The sequence below is a fragment of the Vibrio mediterranei genome, from assembly GCF_900088415.1.
Taxonomy (GTDB): domain Bacteria; phylum Pseudomonadota; class Gammaproteobacteria; order Enterobacterales; family Vibrionaceae; genus Vibrio; species Vibrio mediterranei.
The window spans coordinates 459862-477855 of sequence record NZ_FLLQ01000002.1 but is presented as its reverse complement, the minus strand read 5'-3'; the positions used below and the strand labels follow the sequence as shown (position 1 = coordinate 477855).

Genomic DNA, 17994 nt, shown 5'->3' with positions numbered 1-17994 from the left:
CTTATTGTTACTTTACTCTTGTGTTATGGCTCGGAAAATTTTATAGATGGAGGAGCCTTTTTTAAATTCACACGGAGAGTAATTCAATGAGAGTAGGTTTAGTTGGTTGGCGCGGCATGGTTGGTTCGGTATTGATGCAGCGTATGGTCGAAGAAAAAGACTTCGACGTTATCGAACCAGTATTCTACAGTACCTCTCAAGTAGGTATCCCAGCCCCTAACTTCGGCAAAGATGCCGGTATGCTTCAAGATGCTTTTGATATCGAAAGCTTGAAACAACTTGATGCAGTCATTACCTGTCAAGGTGGTAGCTACACCGAAAAAGTTTATCCTGCATTACGTCAAGCTGGTTGGAAAGGCTATTGGATTGATGCAGCTTCTACTCTCCGTATGGACAAAGACTCCATCATCACTTTAGATCCAGTGAACTTAGGTCAGATTCAAGATGGTCTAGTTAAAGGCACAAACACCTTTGTTGGTGGTAACTGTACCGTGAGCTTGATGTTGCTCGGTTTAGGTGGCCTGTATGAAAAAGGCATGGTCGAATGGATGAGTGCCATGACGTATCAAGCTGCTTCTGGTGCTGGTGCCAAAAACATGCGTGAGCTAATTTCACAAATGGGTGTGGTCAATGATGCGGTCTCTTCAGAGCTTGCAAACCCTGCTAGTTCGATTCTAGATATCGACCGTAAAGTGGCTGAGACTATTCGTTCGTCTTCTTTCCCTACGGATCAATTTGGTGTGCCTTTGGCAGGCTCTCTCATTCCATGGATCGACGTAAAACGCGATAACGGTCAAAGTAAAGAAGAGTGGAAAGCTGGCGTTGAAGCCAACAAGATTCTTGGTACGGATGGCAACCCAATTGCTATCGATGGTACTTGTGTTCGTATCGGCGCGATGCGTTGTCATGCTCAAGCACTCACAATCAAGCTTAAGCAAGATGTACCAATGGATGAAATCGAAGAGATCATCGCCACTCACAATGACTGGGTTAAAGTTATCCCGAATGAGCGTGACATTACCGCTCAAGAACTGACTCCGGCGAAAGTCACCGGCACGATGTCTATCCCTGTTGGTCGTCTAAGAAAGATGGCGATGGGTGATGATTTTCTCAATGCATTTACTGTGGGTGACCAATTGCTGTGGGGCGCGGCGGAGCCATTGCGTCGTACGCTGCGCATAATCTTGGCGGAAAAGACGTGTTAATTGTTATCTATTAGATAAGACTAAAGCCCTTGAAAGAGGGCTTTTTTGTATCTGCTTTTTGCGGTTACTCAGCGACATATCATTCTTTTAATCTGATTTTATAACGACACGTTCATCGGGCTCGGCGAGCTCACTACCACAGTACTTGCAATACAAAGCATCACTTTCATGACCTGCTTTCGAACAGTTTGGGCACTTAACTAGGCTACGGTGAGCATTCATCTCCTGATTCAGTTCGGCCGTGATGATTCCGGTCGGTACGGCAAGTATGGAGTAGCCGAGTAACATAGTCAGCGACGCTAGCGCTTTCCCAAGTGGGGTGCTGGGAATCAAATCGCCGTATCCAACCGTAGTAATAGTGACAATAGCCCAATAGATACTTTGTGGAATACTTGTGAAGCCATTCTCGGGACCTTCAATAACAAATATCAGGGCACCAAAAATCGTCACTAAAATGGCGACCGTACTAAAAAACACAATTATCTTTCGGCGTGACAGTAGTAAAGAACGTAGCAGTATATTGGAATCCTGAAGGTAGCGAACCAACTTTAGGATCCGGAAGATCCGCATGATACGTAGCAACCTTATGACACCCATAAAAGAAGCTGAAGGGAAGAGCAGTGCCAGATAGGTTGGCAAGATCGCCAATAAATCCACCACACCATAAAAGCTTGTTGCGTAGGCTTTAGGTTTGGGCGAGCAATAGAGTCTTAAAAGGTATTCAACAGTGAATAGTCCAGTGAAGATGTATTCAATTATTACGAACTCATTGTCCCAATCCGATGCGAAGCCTTCTATTGAATGAAGAATCAGTACGGTGAGCGAGAGAAGAATTGCAATGATCAGTGTGATATCAAAAGCACGCCCGGCTCGAGTGGAGTGCCCAAAAATGATGACGTAAAGTTGATGTTGTAAGCGATTATTATCCATTGCGTTTTTTAATCCCTAAGAATAGCCAGCGAGCGAAACAAAAATCAGAGTCTCAAGACTGCATTATGTAAATGGTTCTACTATTACTAGAGTAGCTGACCTAAAACATAACCCCTAAAAACATGATAAGAATATCAAACTTACAACGCTAGACATACCCTCTGTTAACTTAATAGCTCTCTTTTCGTATTAGTGTCGAGATCAAAAATAAATCGTAACAGCCGTAATAGGCAATGTGATTGTTCTAAAATATCTAACTTATGTCATTATTTTTTCTTGCTAGCGTTAGGAGAGTAGTAAAAGTTTATAACCAGTTTGGTAATGTGATATGTAATTTTTATGGATGGATTATATATCTATTAATTAATTCCTCAAAATTCCGATTTATCTATGGCTTGTATGTTCTGATTGGCGCCTTTAGTTGCGCGGCTAACTTTAATAGAGTTGAGGTTTTATCAATCTGATCAAGGCTCTCCTGAGCTTATTTTTATTATTGATATAAAAATAAATTATTATTTTTGCTTACTTTAATTAATTGGTGTTTCCCGGTTTAATTGTTTGCAAGTTTAGTTTTTTTCGTTTTTTTAAATTCGAAATCCCAAGTTTTTTAACTGCCCGAGGTATCAAACTGCTATGAAAAATATGTTACCTATTCTGTTTGTTATTTTATCTAGTAATTGCTTTGCTGCTTCTCTAATCAGCGTAAAAACTAACATCAGTGGGAACGTTGTCGCATCTGTATGTACGATAACAATCAGCGACGGTAGCGCTCGAAGTCTTTCTGAAGGTGTTATTGATTTTGGTGTGTACAACAAGTCGACAAGAACTGGCATGCCAGAGAAATCTATTGTTATTAACTTGTTTGAACCAGGCGCGGAGCAGCCAGGATGCAGCGCCTTTAAAGCTGGAAGTTCTGGTCTGGTGAAGTTTAAGTTCGGAGATGAAGGGGCTGACCAGTTAGATTCGAGAGGTGTTGTTACCCGTGGAGCTGGTGATGGTGTTCGCATAGCCATCTCTTCTGTCGATTCCGGACACGTGAGTAGTGTTGCAAAAATAACAGCTGATAACAATGTACTATCTTATCCGTCAAGCTTCGCAACCCAAGGTGTATTTAACTTCAAAGCTCGTGTCGAGGGCTTAGATAGCGCTACGTCTGGAACCTATAGCGGTTCTTTGTCATTGGTGGTGTCCTATGAATAACTGTTTTAGCGGGTTGATGTGCGGTGTATTGTTTATTCTGACGACATCATACCCTCATGCTGGTGAGCTCAATTGGGGGTTTGTTCGGGGCGGAAATAGAGCTGATATGAAGGCTTGGGATGATTCTACCAATAAATTTATGCCCGGTCGATTTCTGGTTGACGTGGAATTGAACGATAAACATATCGGCAAACGCATACTCAATATTTTACCTGAGGACAAGAGTGACTTATGTTTAAGCGAGCAGTGGCTTAGGGACGCTGGCATAAATATAAATACTGACTTCTACGCTAAGAATATAAATAAAGAACGTCAATGTTATGTTATTGCTAATGATATAAATACAACGGTAAATATGGACTTTTCGACCCAGAATATAAACTTTAAAATACCACAAAAAGGGCTTGATAAAAAACAAAAGGCAGTATTGGAATGGGATTATGGTATCCCCGCCTTAAGAATGAATTACTCAGCTAGTACCAATGTAAATAAAGTTGGAACAAGCAGTTATGGGTCTCTGGGTCTATTAGCAAACGCAGGAAAATGGGTGGGTGACTCGTTCATAAGTATCAGTGAAAGTGATGTGAATATTTCAACAGGCAGTGCGAGACGTGCACTTTATGATTGGAAATCGGACTTGACCATAGGTAGAACATTTACCTCTAACTCGCTAATTGGTGGAGCGAGCTTGATGGGTGTTGGTTTGGTCAGCAATAGTAACATGCGTGCCAATGAAATCGGATATTCGCCTGTTTTTTCGGGTATTGCAAAAAGTAACGCCAAAGTCGTATTAAGTCAGAGCGGGAGCACGATTTATATCGAATCGGTTCCAGCAGGCCCTTTTGAAATTCGCGACGTGCGTCTATTAAGCAGTGGAGACGTAACGATGACTATTACGGAAGAAGATGGTTCAGTACTAACTCAAGTCTACCCACTAACGGTTATTCCAAACATGCTTAGCTCTGGAGACTACGAATACAGTGTTTACTCAGGGTTACGCCAAAGTGGTACCAACGACCTAAATGGTCTTTTTTGGGCGGGTAATGTTGGTTATGGCTTTGAGAACTTCACGCTTAAAACGAGCGTTCTACTTCATGCCAAATACGTAGCTTTTGGCGCCGGCCTGGTAAGAGGGCTTGGTCACTGGGGGACTTTAGGAGCCCAAAGTGCTTACTCCCATGCGATATATGATGACAACAGCAGCGCGACTGGGGGTAGAGTATCGATGACTTACGGTAAGAAATTGAACAAAAGTACGTCGTTACAAGTAACTAGCGCACAATACTTGTCTCAGGGATACACGGAGTTTTCAAACTTTGCTCCTGATGCAGAGGGAGCTCGTTATGGCAGCAGCTTGAAGTCACAATATAACTTAGGACTTTCCCACCGAATCACCACTAACCTAAGTGTAGGGTTCCGTGGTTGGAAGCGTTCTTATTGGGAGGATGTTGCGGACAATTCCGGAATTAATGCCAGAGCATCATTACAATTTCCGAAGTTCAATGTGTCACTTGTGACATCATATAGCCAATCAGGCAACGGCTCGGAACTCAGTGGTTCGTTATCACTGTCGGTACCTTTTAGTATAGGTGGTTCAAATTACTCAACTTATAGCACGGTGACGACGAATGATAATGGGAGTAGCAATTACTCAACCGGGGTATCTTCGTCAATTGGAGAGAAAGCAAATTACTCCGCAAATATCAACTGGTCAGGTGACAGTGATAGCAAAACCTATTCAGTGAGTACGGGATATCAAGCAGAACGTGCTTCATTACGGGGAAGATTATCTCAATCGAATGGGCAAACGACAGGTTCAGCGTCGACAAGTGGTTCGGTGATTCTGTTGCCTACAGAGCGCGACATGATATTTACCGGAACGAGAGCAGACACTCTCATTGTTGCGAATGTTGCGGATACTGAAGGAGTCAAGTTTTCCTCGTCTCCATATCGCTCGACGTCTAAAGGTAATGCGGTAGTTCCTGCGAGTGCCTATCGAGAAAACCGTATTAGGTTGTCTGGTGATACGTTGCCTACGGATATTGAGTTATTAGAGACTGAAAAACGCGTTGTACCGACCGGTGGTGCAGTAGTGTTTTTACCATTTGAATCGGTAAAAGTACTTAGATATCTGTTTCAAATAAAGAATAAACAAGGCGCTTTTGTGCAGAGTGGTACGTGGGCAGAATCGAACGACGGCACTCCGTTAGGTTTCGTTACTCAAAACGGTATTTTATTTGTTAACTCTATCGATGAATTAAAGAGTTTTCGTGTCGGAGATTGCGAAATCCCCACCTCGTCCATCAAACAAACAACACAATTACAAGAGGTTATGTGTGAAAATTAAACTTATATTAACGTTTGCCTTGAGCTCAATATTATTCACGAATGAGGCCATCGCTTCGTTGGCGTTAGACGCTACACGTTATATCTATAAAGGAGACGGTCAGTTTATTTCAGCAACAGTAGATAATCGCTCTAAGGAAGATTATGGCGCGCAAATTTGGGTTGAAAATATTGTGGAGAATGATACGCGCCCGTCCTTTATCGCGACTCCGTCATTTTTCAAAATAAATAAGGGTCGTACACAGGTGTTTAGGATAATGAAAGTATCCGACCATATGCCGAATGATAAAGAATCAATTTATTGGTTGAATTTGCAAGAAATTCCTCCCGCTGGAAAAGGAAGTGGACTTGCAATCGCAATTCGTACACGGGTTAAGTTGATATACAGACCCGAAGCCATTGCAGAAGGTCGTCTTGGTGCAGAAAAAAACTTAACAGTAGAACATTTACCTGGTGAGCAGTGGTTAGTTAATACGACACCTTATATATTCACAATCGCGAGTGTTCAGAATGCTAAGGGGGAAGCTATTGAATTTAGCAAAGAAGCTAATAGTGGCCTAAAAATGTTTAAACCAGGAGACAGGATTAATGTAACTGGTAATCAGATACACTCCGTCTCAGCATTAAATGATTTTGGAAGTGTGAATACATATATCCTTGATGGTCCAGGGGATGACTAATATGCGACTATTTTTCTTGCTATTAATGATATTAGTAGGTTATCTATTTTCTTATACAGCAGCTGCTGAGGGTACAACAAAATACGTAAGAAACCAATCTCTAGGTTTGGTTAATGGAGTTGTGAATAATGATAGATTGCAAATAGAAAAAACATTAGAAGATCCAGTGTTATTATCAGTAAATGATGCGGACTTAGATGGGAAATTAAAATATTTGAGAATTGCTAATGCTACACTGCTAAAAAACCATCGAGGTGAAGTCCTAGTAAAAGTGACATCATCAACTGGTAGCGATGTAGCCACATTTGCTAATGTAGAGCTAATAGCTGACGAAAGAAAAGTAAGTATCAATGGGAAGCAAGTAGGGGATACTGTGGAAATTACAGCATTGCCTCGCTTTAAAAATATCAAACTTAAAATTAATCAAGCAATAAAAATAACCATGCCTAAAAGCTATAGAGGAGGGATTGAGTTTGCAATAGAAGTTGAAGGGGTTGGATAACTGGTAATGTATTCAGCTCAGATTTAGCTCTCGTTGTTATCGTTATTTTGTTGTAAGGGATAACAATAAAGTATCACTGTTGTTATCAATGGCTAAGCATTTGAAATATGTCAATCTTAGGGTGGTAATAGCGGTAAAAACATAATAAGGAAGTACAATGAAAAAAACATTGATGGCTATCATGATATCCTCGAGTATGACATTTATAAGTTCTGCAAACGCTAATTTCTCGGATATGAGTAATAACTTATTCACTTCAAACGTAGAGTTGTCCGGCGTTATTATTGATCAAAACCCCACTTGGGTATGGAGAATTCCTGATACAACAAGGCAAAAATTAACTGGAGCAAAAACGTTAAGAAGTACTGGGACCGATAAAGATGGCATACTCGCTAACTTTGACATTGGTATCTATGACTTACCTCTTCTTGAAGGTTTTATGACAGTACCTGCTACTATTGGCCAATTGGGGTTAGTTCCCTCAATTACCATTGGCGAAACTATGGTCGATAGTCGCTGTTATGAACAAGAGTGTTTTTCTGACGTGGCGGTTTTTCGGGGTGGTAAAAGAGATGGTTGGCTTAGAGTTAAATACACCGCGAGCGCAGCCCTAGCTGCTAAAAAAGAAGGTGTGGTATATGAAACACAATCGGATTTAGCAGCACAATCAATTAATGCAGCAAGTATCCTAAGCCTTAACCAAGAGAATTATAGCGAAGTTTATAAAGGTGCACGATCTTTAGATACTGTAGTCGCGCCAACTATTCAATGGCTTGATGATGTTCTTAATTCCACTAGTTGGGAGGAAATATCTCAGTCTAGGCTCATTACGTTAAAGTCATCCTACATCCGTGTCTTTGATATACAGGGGCCTTGGAAGGCTACGTTACCAATAAGTGTCAGCATACAATAAAAGTCATTTTTCAAATGATGAAGAAGTATAAATAGACGATAATTTTTGGTTTTAAGAAATGTTGCGATTAGTTAGCAACATTTCTAATAGAAGGCTTTATTAATATAAAGGTGTTCTAAATTTAGCATACGTGATGTGTGCTAAACCAGTGCATCCAGGTAACTGTATGTATTATATCAAGTGCAAAATAAAATCAATTTGCAAATAGCTAATTTAAATTATAAAGGATGATAAATGTTATGATGAAAAAGAAACTAATCACGAGTATTATTATGTCGGGTCTGCTAATATCTGGCTTAGCAAATGCTAATAATAATTTTAGTGAAGATATTAAATTTACAGGTATGATAAAAGATACAGCACCAGAATGGGAGGTAAGTCTTGTCGGAGGATTTAAAGATAAGCTCAATAATATACAAATTGACATGAGTAGCTTTACTAAGTCGGGTGATACTCGCAGATATACATTGTTTAATAGGGAAGACGACCTAACTGTTCTAAAGGCTGTTATGAAGGGTCCCGCGGCAACAGGTCAGTCAAATCTAGCTCCTCAGGTGTCCTTTCAAAACAACGAAGGTCAGAATATGGTATTGGAGGGCTGGTGTTTTGAAGGTACAGGGGGGTGTGAAAGTAAACTCACTATTGATGCCATAAACACTGAGAGCGGAACGCAAATTGGGGTGCTAGAAATAACAGTTAATGGAGAGTATGCAGTATTGTCTAAAACAGTAAATGAATCATTATTACATACTAACCGAGCCGCAAAAAATTATGCTTCCGAATGGCTTTTGAGTATGGATTATGCTAAAGATTATGATTATACGAGTATTCGCGATTCTAATTATACTTGGTTTAATCAATTACTCGAGGGTACCCATACTGATCAACAAAACATTGCGGCAGCTATTGGTGTAGGATTCCAAAAGGTCGAATTTATTGCAGAAGATAAACCTGAATCATCACAATTACGAGACGGCCCGTGGGAAGCTACCACCAACGTAAGTGTGACATGGAATTAAGGCATTGATAAAATGTCTGTGAGTTAAATACCGCTCGCTCCTGATTTATATAGCGAGCGGTGTTTTTATAACGCTCTGTTAATTATAAGTTTGTGCTCATATAATCGAATTTTCAATAACATGAAAAATATTATATCCATCATTTTAATTATACTGTCTCGCGTTTCTTTTGCCCAGGAGAGGGTTGACTCCAACAAATTTTGGCTCGGTAATGCGCTTGGCTTCGGTATCGTCGAGCAAGTAAGAGAAAGTAAGGGGCGCGCGGTCAATACATCTCCTAGTTTTAGTGTCGACGTTGGATTTGATATCACTCGCTATGTCAGTACATATTCGAACTTTAGTGTCATTAAGAGCCCACAAACAAATGCCAATTTAAACATCTTATCATTAGGTTTGCTGAGCGGTGAGCCGATTACGGATGAATTGTCTTTATATGGCAAGGTGGGTGCCAGTTATCTTTTGGGCAATAATAATAGCAATGGACCTAGTGGTTCATTAGGCATTGGTGCGGAATATCGCTTGACCTGTCGACTTTCTACAAAATTAGGTGTTGACTATTTTAATGCCTTAGGTAGTGGACAGCGAGTAAAGAGTAATGTTACCCAATTTTATTGGGGGTTTAACTACTATTTTGATAACTCAATGCAGCGTGTTTCAGGTACACAGTCTGTGAGTTCGAGCCCGCTTGAATATGTGGAGACAAGATTACCAGCACCAAGTGAGAATACTTCAAAGGTCACCCATCATGAACTGCTATTCGCTACCAACTCGAGCACACTCTTGTCAACCAAAGCTTTAGAAGCACCTCTCGCGAGACTTCGAAGTAAATCAAAACTTAATGTGCGAATTGTTGCGCATACGGATAAAACGGGAGCGACAACCTATAATCAATGGCTTTCCGATCGCCGGGCAGCTCGCGTTGCTGAGTATTTTATTCAACACGGTATAGGTTCTGAACGTATCAGCTATGTCGGTAAGGGTGAACAACATCCAAGAGCGGATAATGAAACGAAAGAAGGAAGAAAGCGAAATCGTCGTGTAGAGATAATCATTGGCAACTTAATACATGAATTTTGAATGGTTCATTAGAAAAAGCACAAGATAATATCGTCACGTAAGAGAGTAACCCAGAATTAATCTTCAATAGCAAAAAATAAGATTAGGTAGACCTGGTTGTAGTGGGGTTATTCTTTGTCGGGCTTAGATAATCAGTACCTATATTATTGAAAGTACTAGGTTATATGTTGTTACCTTTATTTAGTGGTAGAGTTTGAAAGTGACTTTACAATACGCCAAACTTTATTGTTAATATGGTTAAGAACGGAGGAGGTAGCCCTGAGAACCTAGGTTAACTTGGCTCTGTTAGTAACGCAGTTAGATTGAATACAGTTATTATTGTTAGTCTTTAACCATGTAGTGCTAATGTTATAGAGGGACAATAAGAGGTGGGATGAAGTTGGATTATTTTTTAGAGAAAAGCACAGGCTTGATCCTAGATAGCACTGATAGGGAACACGCTAAACTCAGTGCCGCAGAAAGCGCTGTTCTTGAGCTATTAATCGAGAATAGAGGCGATTGCGTTTCAAGAGATGATATGTTTGCCAAAGGATGGCCAGGAATGATTGTAGTGGAGAATGCTTTAACTATGGCTATTCGTCGATTACGGATAGCTGGAATTGATATCAAAACAGTTCCAAGAAAGGGTTATGTCCTGATTGATAGTAACATACATATCTATCAAAGAGAGACTAAGAACGTAAAATCTGTTTTGTTCCAATCTACCGCTTCTGATGAACTGGGAGTTGAGGAAGCTATAACGAACAGCGAATCTGGAAAGGTACTTAAAGATCGACAATCTCACTTCGAGAGAGATGCATTGAATGGCAAAGAGGCGTTTAGGAAAAGTCGTAAATACTTTTGGATATTTATTATTGTATATAACATGATGCAGCTCTTGCTATATATAGCTCTGGAGTCAGGAAAACCTGATGTAAACTGCATTAAAAATAAAGATGTTGAAGCGTGTTCTGTATTGCCAATACCAGTGCGTGACTTTAATAATTTAACTGAAGGCTATTATTTCTATGGTTACACCTATGATGAAGACAATACTAAGCGTTTTATTAAAATACACTAATTGGATAGCAATACTTTTTAGTGTTTTTCTTACGCTATATATAATCAAGCCATTTCTAAATGGCCTAGGATGTAATTTTGAGTTATACGACTACAATGAGCGTATTAACTATTCGCTTACATGCAAAAAGGGAGTGATTTATAATGATGTTTGGGATAAAGAAACGGGAGAGAAGTATATAAAAAAATCGCTTTACGGATATTGGGGTGGGTACACTTATAATATTGATCTTGGTACGAAAGTAACATTAAGTGATGTGGATTTAGATGTGGAAAATAGTGGTTTGTCCATTTATCATTTATCCAAAATTTGGAGTGCATTTTCTCGGAGTAATGATGAAAATACCTATTCAATGGTGGAGATACCAAGAGGTGCTATTTTTAAATCTGATTTTGATGATCATCCAAAAAAAGGTTTTGTAGAATAGTGGTGTTTGTTTTTAATAGTCTAAATTACAAAGTTTAATTACGGTGCTCATGGGTAGACCGTTAAGGTTTGAGCTGGTTTTGGACAGGGAAGTTTCGTTTTCTATCTAAAAAATTGAATCAAATAAAATGCAATCTTACAGCAGTCAAAACGAAAAAATATCCGTCGACATCTATAAGTTACAATCAGTGGTTGAAATTTTCAATCAAGCATCTAATTTGGCTGAATATGGTCGAGAAGTGTTAACTTTACCCAAAGGTGTCGAGAATAATGACATCGAGTCATTTTTTGAAATATGTAGTGTCAAACAGTTTACAGAACTACTGATTAAGCAACTGGATTTATTTAAGGGTCTTAGGGGTAATTATTTTATCAATGTTCCGCTATCGATTATTGCTAACCATGATAGTGATTGGGTAGTGAAAAAACTTATGGGTTCTGGTCTCAATATCGAAATTCAAGATTCATACGATATTAGGCAACTAACAGAGGCTGAATTCAATGTTCTAAGCAATAACATTTCAATGCTACAAGCAACGAATGTAAATGTTTGGCTTGATGATGTGGGTGCAGAGCATCTTTTACTAGCAGAGAAATTGAACGTGTTTGGAGTTAAGTTAGATAAGCTAGTATTCTGGTTTGCACCTGATATTAAAAACCTAGTTCGTGCATATCAGGATCAGAATATTAAAGTAATTGTTGAAGGGGTTCAAACTTTCGAATTGCTTGAAAAGGCGATATCGTCTGGTGCAGATTTGATGCAGGGGTTCTTTTGGCCTGAAACGACAATTAGTGAGGATGCCAGAATCGTCTAACTTTTTCTTTTGAGATATTTTTGATAAGTAACTAGCGGTTGATAGGCAGTGCCTGGCGGTTTAAATGGTAACAGCCAGGCATCTCTCCTTTAAAATTGATGAGTATCGGCTAGCGCTCTCTTGACGCTAATTAAATCGAAATTATTGTCTATGCGAGACCTGAATCACTCCAGGACAAAACAAAATAAGGTGTCCTTGGTCATCAAACATGACCCCTAGGTTGTTTATTCTTTCTATTATCTCCAGCGTTGTAACTTCTGCTGCGTTTGATTTGGGCCAGTCATTAGGTGACTGAATAAAATTAGTACCCGCCCAGTTATCGTAAAAGTATAGAACCTCTGTTCGCCGCCAACACGATGCTCCTTTGGCTTGATACGCTGTAAACCATAAACTTTCATTTTTCTCATTGTTGTAATCAGAATAACGGCTTACTTCAAAAACTGCTTGATTGCCAAATTCTTTAGTTATGTGAAACCAAGAGCGACTGCTTCTTAGGTCGTAGCCGATGGCCAATGTTCTAAAGTAATCGTCTTGACTAAATCGCGCTCTAATAGAGCTGTCGTCTTCTTGGACAGTTTGAATACAAAGCCCCTCGGGATTTTGGTAACACCATTTTGCTTGAACTGCTGATGAATAGCTAATTGCTATGACCATCAAGATAGGATGAGTACGCATTTTGGTAATTCTGTATCGGTAAGGTAACTCTTGATACTAACAAGGTTGCATATCGGTGTGAAGTGTTACAATTCTTGTTTTATAAAGGGTGGAATATAACGGTGTAAGCTTATGTTGCGAGCAGATGGCGAATTACTTAGATGGCTAAAGAAGGGATTCCCATATAAATCTATCTTAGTAAGCTTATATGGGAGGCTGGTTTAGTGATAGTAGCTTATGCAAGGCCCGGAAACAGAGCTTTCAACCCATTAGCCATGAACTCTATACCTAATGCACCCAATATCAACCCCATAATACGAGTTATTACGTTGATCCCGGTTTGCCCTAGGAAACGAACAATTAAAGGCGCAGAACGATAAAGTAACCAAGAGCACAGTGCAAAAGTGACAATAGTTATGATGATACCGATAGTTTCGACCATATTTGGATAGCGAGCACCATAGACAATGGTCGAGCTTATCGCACCTGGGCCTGCCATTAATGGCATAGCAAGCGGAACCACTCCAATTTGCTCCTTACTCACATACTCGGACTTTTCTTGTTTGTTCTGCTTATCTTCACCAAGTTTGCCAGACATCATTGAGAAGGCGATGCTTAATAAAAGTAGGCCACCTGCAACTCGGAACGAATCCAAGGAAATACTGAACATGTCTAGCAGAACCTGGCCTGCTAATAAGGAGGTAATCAGTATGACCGCGACAGCAATGTTGGCTGTGGCTGCGGTCTTATTTTTATCTTCTGGTGACATGTGTCCGGTTAAGGACACAAAGACCGGCATAATCCCTACGGGGTTGACTGCTGCAACGAGTCCCAAAAAAAACTGTAAATAAATAGCGAATTCGATACTACTCATTTCTCGATACTCTTAGCGAAACTAATGGATAACATGGCCTGCTGGGCACAAATTTAGGACGCTAATGTACGCTAACCTTTACTGATAAGCGAATGAAAAAATCTAACGATATGTCACTCAATAACCACAAAAAATCTAATGGCAAATGATGCTGGTCGCATTTATGAATAGAATGTGAAAATAAATTTCAATACCAGTAGCAAACTGAATTGAAGCTTGTTTCGTATTTGTTATCGCGAGCACGTTTTTGATAAAAAAATGTGATGTCGGTGGTTTTAGAGGTGGCTGCGGATATACTTGCTGTAGCACGTGCAGGGTGGTTTACTTGATTTATCTGTACAAAAATGAAACTTTTTTACAGAAATTTGTAGTTTATTTAAAAAAATCATTCGATTGCTGTAATTTTGAGCTAAGTATTTTACTCAATATAATTATTATAAAACAACCACTTACCTTGCATTACCCTTAATGGTTACTACTAAGTAGGTAAATTACTTTTCAGAACTGATCTGAGTCAATTTTTTTCACGTCCTGAAATATTATACTCAGCCATGAAAGCAATTTACTAAGTAGAGTTGAGTTACCGAAGAGTAACTATTGATGGCAAACAGCTAACTTACTAAAAAGTTTTTAGTTTTTTTATTTTAGGAGATTCATTATGCCTGTAACAAATATGGCTGAACTAGATGCAATGGTTGCACGCGTTAAAGCGGCACAAGCAGAATTTGCAACTTACTCTCAAGAGCAAGTTGACAAGATTTTCCGCGCAGCATCTTTAGCAGCTAACCAAGCTCGTATCCCTCTTGCACAACAAGCGGTAGAAGAGTCTGGTATGGGTATCGTTGAAGATAAAGTTATCAAGAACCACTTTGCGTCTGAGTTCATCTACAACAAATACAAAGACGAGAAAACTTGTGGCATTCTTGAAGAAGACGACAACCTAGGCACTATGACTATCGCTGAGCCTGTAGGCATCATCTGCGGTATCGTACCAACAACTAACCCTACTTCTACTGCAATCTTCAAATCTCTAATCTCTTTGAAGACTCGTAACGGTATCATCTTCTCACCACACCCACGTGCGAAGAACTCTACTAACGACGCAGCTAAACTGGTTCTAGATGCAGCAGTAGCAGCAGGTGCACCAAAAGACATCATCGGTTGGATCGACCAACCATCTGTAGAGCTTTCTAACGCTCTTATGAAGCACGACGACATCGCTCTTATCCTTGCAACTGGTGGTCCAGGCATGGTTAAAGCAGCTTACTCTTCTGGTAAGCCAGCAATCGGTGTAGGTGCAGGTAACGTTCCTGTAGTTATCGACGAAACTGCTGACGTTAAACGTGCAGTTGCTTCTATCCTTATGTCTAAAACGTTCGATAACGGCGTAGTTTGTGCTTCTGAGCAGGCTGCAATCGTTGTTGACTCTGTATACGACGAAGTTAAAGAGCGTTTCGCTTCTCACAAAGCATACGTTCTAAGCAAAGCTGAAGCTGAGAAAGTACGTAAAGTACTTCTAATCGACGGTAACCTTAACGCTAAGATCGTAGGTCAACCAGCTCCAGCTATCGCTGAAATGGCAGGCGTTAAAGTTCCAGCTGACACTAAAGTTCTAGTTGGTGAAGGTCTAGGTAAAGTTTCTTACGACGACGCATTTGCTCACGAGAAACTATCTCCAACTCTAGGTCTATTCCGCGCTGACGATTTCGAAGATGCTGTTGCTCAAGCAGTAACTATGGTTGAAATCGGTGGTATCGGTCACACATCTGGTCTGTACACAAACCAAGACGTTAACGCTGACCGCATCCGTTACTTCGGTGACAAGATGAAGACTGCACGTATCCTTGTAAACATCCCAACTACTCACGGTGGTATCGGTGACCTTTACAACTTCAACGTTGCGCCTTCTCTAACTCTAGGTTGTGGTTCTTGGGGTGGTAACTCTATCTCTGAGAACGTAGGTCCTAAACACCTAATCAACAAGAAAACTGTAGCGAAGCGAGCTGAAAACATGTTGTGGCACAAACTACCTAAGTCTATCTACTTCCGTCGTGGTAGCCTTCCAATCGCTCTTAGCGACCTAGAAGGTAAGAAGCGCGTATTCCTAGTAACTGACCGTTTCCTATTCAACAACGGTTACAGTGACGAAGTAGTGAAGCTACTTAAAGCTCAAGGCATGGAAGTTCAAACTTTCTTCGACGTAGAAGCGGATCCAACGCTATCTGTTGTTAAGAAAGGTGCTGAAGCAATGCAAAGCTTCCAACCAGACGTAATCATCGCTCTAGGTGGTGGTTCTCCGATGGATGCTGCTAAGATCATGTGGGTTATGTACGAGCACCCAGAAACTCACTTCGAAGAGCTTGCAATGCGCTTTATGGACATCCGTAAACGTATCTACAAGTTCCCTAAAATGGGTCAAAAAGCTGAGCTTGTATGTATCACTACAACATCTGGTACTGGTTCTGAAGTTACTCCATTCGCAGTTGTTACTGACGACGAGACTGGTGCTAAGTACCCACTAGCTGACTACGAACTAACTCCTAACATGGCTATCGTTGACGCGAACCTTGTTATGAACATGCCTAAGTCTCTAACAGCATTCGGTGGTTACGACGCAGTAACTCACGCTCTAGAAGCTTACGTATCAGTTCTAGCGAACGAATACTCTGACGGTCAGGCTCTACAAGCACTTAAGATGCTTAAAGAGTACCTACCTTCAAGCTATGCGAACGGTGCAAATGACCCAATCGCTCGTGAAAAAGTACACAACGCGGCAACTATCGCTGGTGTAGCATTTGCGAACGCTTTCCTAGGTGTTTGTCACTCAATGGCTCACAAGATTGGTGCTGAGTTCCACCTACCACACGGTCTGGCGAACGCACTACTAATCTCTAACGTTGTTCGTTACAACGCTAACGACAACCCAACTAAGCAAACTGCGTTCTCTCAGTACGACCGTCCACAAGCACGTCGTCGTTACGCTGAAGTAGCTGACCACCTAGGCCTAAGCCAAGCTGGTGACCGTACTGCTCAGAAGATTGAACGTCTACTAGCATGGATGGAAGAGCTTAAGCAAGATCTAGACATCCCAGCTTCTATCCAAGCTGCAGGTGTAGCTGAGTCTGACTTCCTAGCGAAGCTTGACGAGCTAGCGGTTGAAGCGTTCGATGACCAATGTACTGGTGCAAACCCACGCTACCCTCTAATCTCTGAGCTTAAAGAAGTTCTGAAAGCTGCATACTACGGTAAAGCATTCGTTGAAGGTGAAACTTTCGAAGGTACGACGGTTATCAAGAAGAAAGCAGACCAAGAAGCTAAGCCAGCAGCTAAAGCTAAAAAAGAGAAAGCTGAAGCTTAATTCAGTTGTAGATTTTCGCTAGCACGAAATCTAAATCGGGAAAAATGATAAAGCCCCTTCAGAAATGAAGGGGCTTTTTTTATCCGGCTTTCAAAGAGTAACTGCCTATGGCGCTACTCAGACCTGTGCATAGCTATGCTTCAGTGCTCACAACTCGACCACTAAAATAATCGTTGCTCACTATGTATTCCGTCGTTCTTGTTAGTTCGTCCTGCACTTCTGACCAATTTGTAGCAATGTGATAGTTATGCGTTGTCACCGGAATCACTCCACCAACACGTACATTGTGTGCTTTTAGTTCTTTCGCCCAACTTTTGGTAAACCCGGTCACCATCGAAGTCGTGTTATCCAAATCACTATGATGCTGATCTGGCTCTTGCGCGACCACATTGACGATCACCCCGGATTGGTGAATAGCCATGCGCTCCGCTGCCACTTGTCCAAACATAAATAGGCTAGAGGCGAGCATAGAGAATTTTTGAATAAAGCTTGAGTTCGATGAACTGCCTGTTAAGGATTGTTGCGGGAGTGACGTCCAATGGTTAACCAGAACATCAAGAGATCGACCAGTTTTTGACTCAATTACATTGAACAGAGATTCTACAGAATCTAACGATATGTCCTCAATCTCCACCATATCGACAAGCTCGGTGAGTTCGAGGCAGCGACGATAAGTAGCCAGCAGTGAAGATGGGTTCACATCGCACAGAACAATACGGGCACCAAGTTTAGCAAAGTGCAACGCAATCATTGCTCCCAAGCTAGTCCCTGCGGATGTAATAAGTACAACTGAATTTTTAATGATCATAGTTACCCCGAAAGTGTTGGTTTCGGATAGATTTAGCCAAAACGGCATTCCCCTGAATTAATAACTTGGTAGAAAAACTGTGAATCAAATGTGAATAACTTCAAACTTTTCTAGAAAAGTGCTAAAC

At 40.7% G+C, this 17994-nt stretch carries 16 protein-coding genes; 12 read left to right on the top strand and 4 right to left on the bottom strand.

Features of this window, described 5'->3' with window-relative positions; genetic code table 11:
- The first annotated feature begins 86 nt into the window (after positions 1 to 86).
- On the top strand, positions 87 to 1205 hold the full coding sequence (gene asd, locus VME0621_RS08275) for an aspartate-semialdehyde dehydrogenase (protein WP_062457801.1): 1119 nt from the start codon (positions 87 to 89) through the stop codon (positions 1203 to 1205).
- An 87-nt stretch (positions 1206 to 1292) separates the two neighbouring features.
- Here asd and VME0621_RS08270 read toward each other — a convergent pair whose 3' ends face one another.
- Positions 1293 to 2135 (bottom strand): ion transporter, encoded by an 843-nt coding sequence (locus VME0621_RS08270; RefSeq protein ID WP_062457798.1) that lies wholly within the window; start codon positions 2133 to 2135, stop codon positions 1293 to 1295.
- A gap of 633 nt (positions 2136 to 2768) precedes the next feature.
- Here VME0621_RS08270 and VME0621_RS08265 point away from each other — a divergent pair.
- The 10 genes from VME0621_RS08265 (at position 2769) to VME0621_RS08220 (ending at position 12173) form a co-directional block, all read left to right on the top strand.
- A complete protein-coding gene (locus tag VME0621_RS08265; protein WP_065311675.1) occupies positions 2769 to 3335 on the top strand; it encodes a fimbrial protein in 567 nt (188 codons plus the stop codon).
- Complete coding sequence (locus VME0621_RS08260; protein WP_062457792.1) at positions 3328 to 5682, top strand: fimbria/pilus outer membrane usher protein; 2355 nt, start codon at positions 3328 to 3330, stop codon at positions 5680 to 5682. Before VME0621_RS08265 ends, VME0621_RS08260 begins: the two co-directional genes overlap by 8 nt.
- Positions 5672 to 6361 (top strand): fimbria/pilus periplasmic chaperone, encoded by a 690-nt coding sequence (locus VME0621_RS08255; RefSeq protein WP_157769572.1) that lies wholly within the window; start codon positions 5672 to 5674, stop codon positions 6359 to 6361. The genes VME0621_RS08260 and VME0621_RS08255 overlap by 11 nt, the downstream gene beginning before the upstream one ends.
- Positions 6354 to 6863: a DUF5462 family protein gene (locus tag VME0621_RS08250; RefSeq protein WP_062457789.1), complete on the top strand. Its 510-nt coding sequence runs from the start codon at positions 6354 to 6356 to the stop codon at positions 6861 to 6863. The genes VME0621_RS08255 and VME0621_RS08250 overlap by 8 nt, the downstream gene beginning before the upstream one ends.
- A gap of 157 nt (positions 6864 to 7020) precedes the next feature.
- Complete coding sequence (locus tag VME0621_RS08245) at positions 7021 to 7776, top strand: F4 family fimbrial subunit (protein WP_062457787.1); 756 nt, start codon at positions 7021 to 7023, stop codon at positions 7774 to 7776.
- Between the two features lie 239 nt (positions 7777 to 8015).
- The gene (locus VME0621_RS08240) at positions 8016 to 8795 is read left to right on the top strand and encodes a F4 family fimbrial subunit (RefSeq protein ID WP_062457784.1); all 780 of its coding nucleotides are present in this window, start codon (positions 8016 to 8018) and stop codon (positions 8793 to 8795) included.
- Positions 8796 to 8915: 120 nt separating this feature from the next.
- The gene (locus tag VME0621_RS08235) at positions 8916 to 9872 is read left to right on the top strand and encodes an OmpA family protein (RefSeq protein ID WP_062457782.1); all 957 of its coding nucleotides are present in this window, start codon (positions 8916 to 8918) and stop codon (positions 9870 to 9872) included.
- A 373-nt stretch (positions 9873 to 10245) separates the two neighbouring features.
- A complete protein-coding gene (locus tag VME0621_RS08230; protein WP_062457779.1) occupies positions 10246 to 10932 on the top strand; it encodes a winged helix-turn-helix domain-containing protein in 687 nt (228 codons plus the stop codon).
- Positions 10892 to 11359, top strand: coding sequence for a hypothetical protein (locus VME0621_RS08225; RefSeq protein ID WP_062457776.1), 468 nt, complete (start codon positions 10892 to 10894; stop codon positions 11357 to 11359). Before VME0621_RS08230 ends, VME0621_RS08225 begins: the two co-directional genes overlap by 41 nt.
- 127 nt (positions 11360 to 11486) lie before the next feature.
- Positions 11487 to 12173, top strand: a complete 687-nt coding sequence (locus VME0621_RS08220) for an EAL domain-containing protein (protein WP_062457773.1) — start codon at positions 11487 to 11489, stop codon at positions 12171 to 12173.
- 141 nt (positions 12174 to 12314) lie between these two features.
- Here VME0621_RS08220 and VME0621_RS08215 read toward each other — a convergent pair whose 3' ends face one another.
- Together VME0621_RS08215 and VME0621_RS08210 are read right to left on the bottom strand one after the other, a co-directional pair.
- Positions 12315 to 12848, bottom strand: a complete 534-nt coding sequence (locus VME0621_RS08215) for a hypothetical protein (RefSeq protein WP_062457770.1) — start codon at positions 12846 to 12848, stop codon at positions 12315 to 12317.
- Between the two features lie 214 nt (positions 12849 to 13062).
- Positions 13063 to 13701, bottom strand: coding sequence for a YchE family NAAT transporter (locus VME0621_RS08210; protein WP_062457767.1), 639 nt, complete (start codon positions 13699 to 13701; stop codon positions 13063 to 13065).
- A gap of 658 nt (positions 13702 to 14359) precedes the next feature.
- Between VME0621_RS08210 and adhE the strand changes: the two genes are divergently transcribed.
- Complete coding sequence (adhE, locus tag VME0621_RS08205) at positions 14360 to 17059, top strand: bifunctional acetaldehyde-CoA/alcohol dehydrogenase (RefSeq protein ID WP_062457764.1); 2700 nt, start codon at positions 14360 to 14362, stop codon at positions 17057 to 17059.
- Between the two features lie 133 nt (positions 17060 to 17192).
- On the opposite strand, the gene VME0621_RS08200 is transcribed toward adhE, so the two are convergent.
- On the bottom strand, positions 17193 to 17867 hold the full coding sequence (locus tag VME0621_RS08200; RefSeq protein WP_062457761.1) for an SDR family oxidoreductase: 675 nt from the start codon (positions 17865 to 17867) through the stop codon (positions 17193 to 17195).
- Positions 17868 to 17994: the final 127 nt, after the last annotated feature.

Coding starts and splice junctions, on each gene's coding strand:
- asd (WP_062457801.1), top strand. CDS start 87: ATGAGAGTAGGTTTAGTTGGTTGGCGCGGCATGGTTGGTTCGGTATTG.
- VME0621_RS08270 (WP_062457798.1), bottom strand. CDS start 2,135: ATGGATAATAATCGCTTACAACATCAACTTTACGTCATCATTTTTGGG.
- VME0621_RS08265 (WP_065311675.1), top strand. CDS start 2,769: ATGAAAAATATGTTACCTATTCTGTTTGTTATTTTATCTAGTAATTGC.
- VME0621_RS08260 (WP_062457792.1), top strand. CDS start 3,328: ATGAATAACTGTTTTAGCGGGTTGATGTGCGGTGTATTGTTTATTCTG.
- VME0621_RS08250 (WP_062457789.1), top strand. CDS start 6,354: ATGACTAATATGCGACTATTTTTCTTGCTATTAATGATATTAGTAGGT.
- VME0621_RS08245 (WP_062457787.1), top strand. CDS start 7,021: ATGAAAAAAACATTGATGGCTATCATGATATCCTCGAGTATGACATTT.
- VME0621_RS08240 (WP_062457784.1), top strand. CDS start 8,016: ATGATGAAAAAGAAACTAATCACGAGTATTATTATGTCGGGTCTGCTA.
- VME0621_RS08235 (WP_062457782.1), top strand. CDS start 8,916: ATGAAAAATATTATATCCATCATTTTAATTATACTGTCTCGCGTTTCT.
- VME0621_RS08230 (WP_062457779.1), top strand. CDS start 10,246: ATGAAGTTGGATTATTTTTTAGAGAAAAGCACAGGCTTGATCCTAGAT.
- VME0621_RS08225 (WP_062457776.1), top strand. CDS start 10,892: ATGATGAAGACAATACTAAGCGTTTTATTAAAATACACTAATTGGATA.
- VME0621_RS08220 (WP_062457773.1), top strand. CDS start 11,487: ATGCAATCTTACAGCAGTCAAAACGAAAAAATATCCGTCGACATCTAT.
- VME0621_RS08215 (WP_062457770.1), bottom strand. CDS start 12,848: ATGCGTACTCATCCTATCTTGATGGTCATAGCAATTAGCTATTCATCA.
- VME0621_RS08210 (WP_062457767.1), bottom strand. CDS start 13,701: ATGAGTAGTATCGAATTCGCTATTTATTTACAGTTTTTTTTGGGACTC.
- adhE (WP_062457764.1), top strand. CDS start 14,360: ATGCCTGTAACAAATATGGCTGAACTAGATGCAATGGTTGCACGCGTT.
- VME0621_RS08200 (WP_062457761.1), bottom strand. CDS start 17,867: ATGATCATTAAAAATTCAGTTGTACTTATTACATCCGCAGGGACTAGC.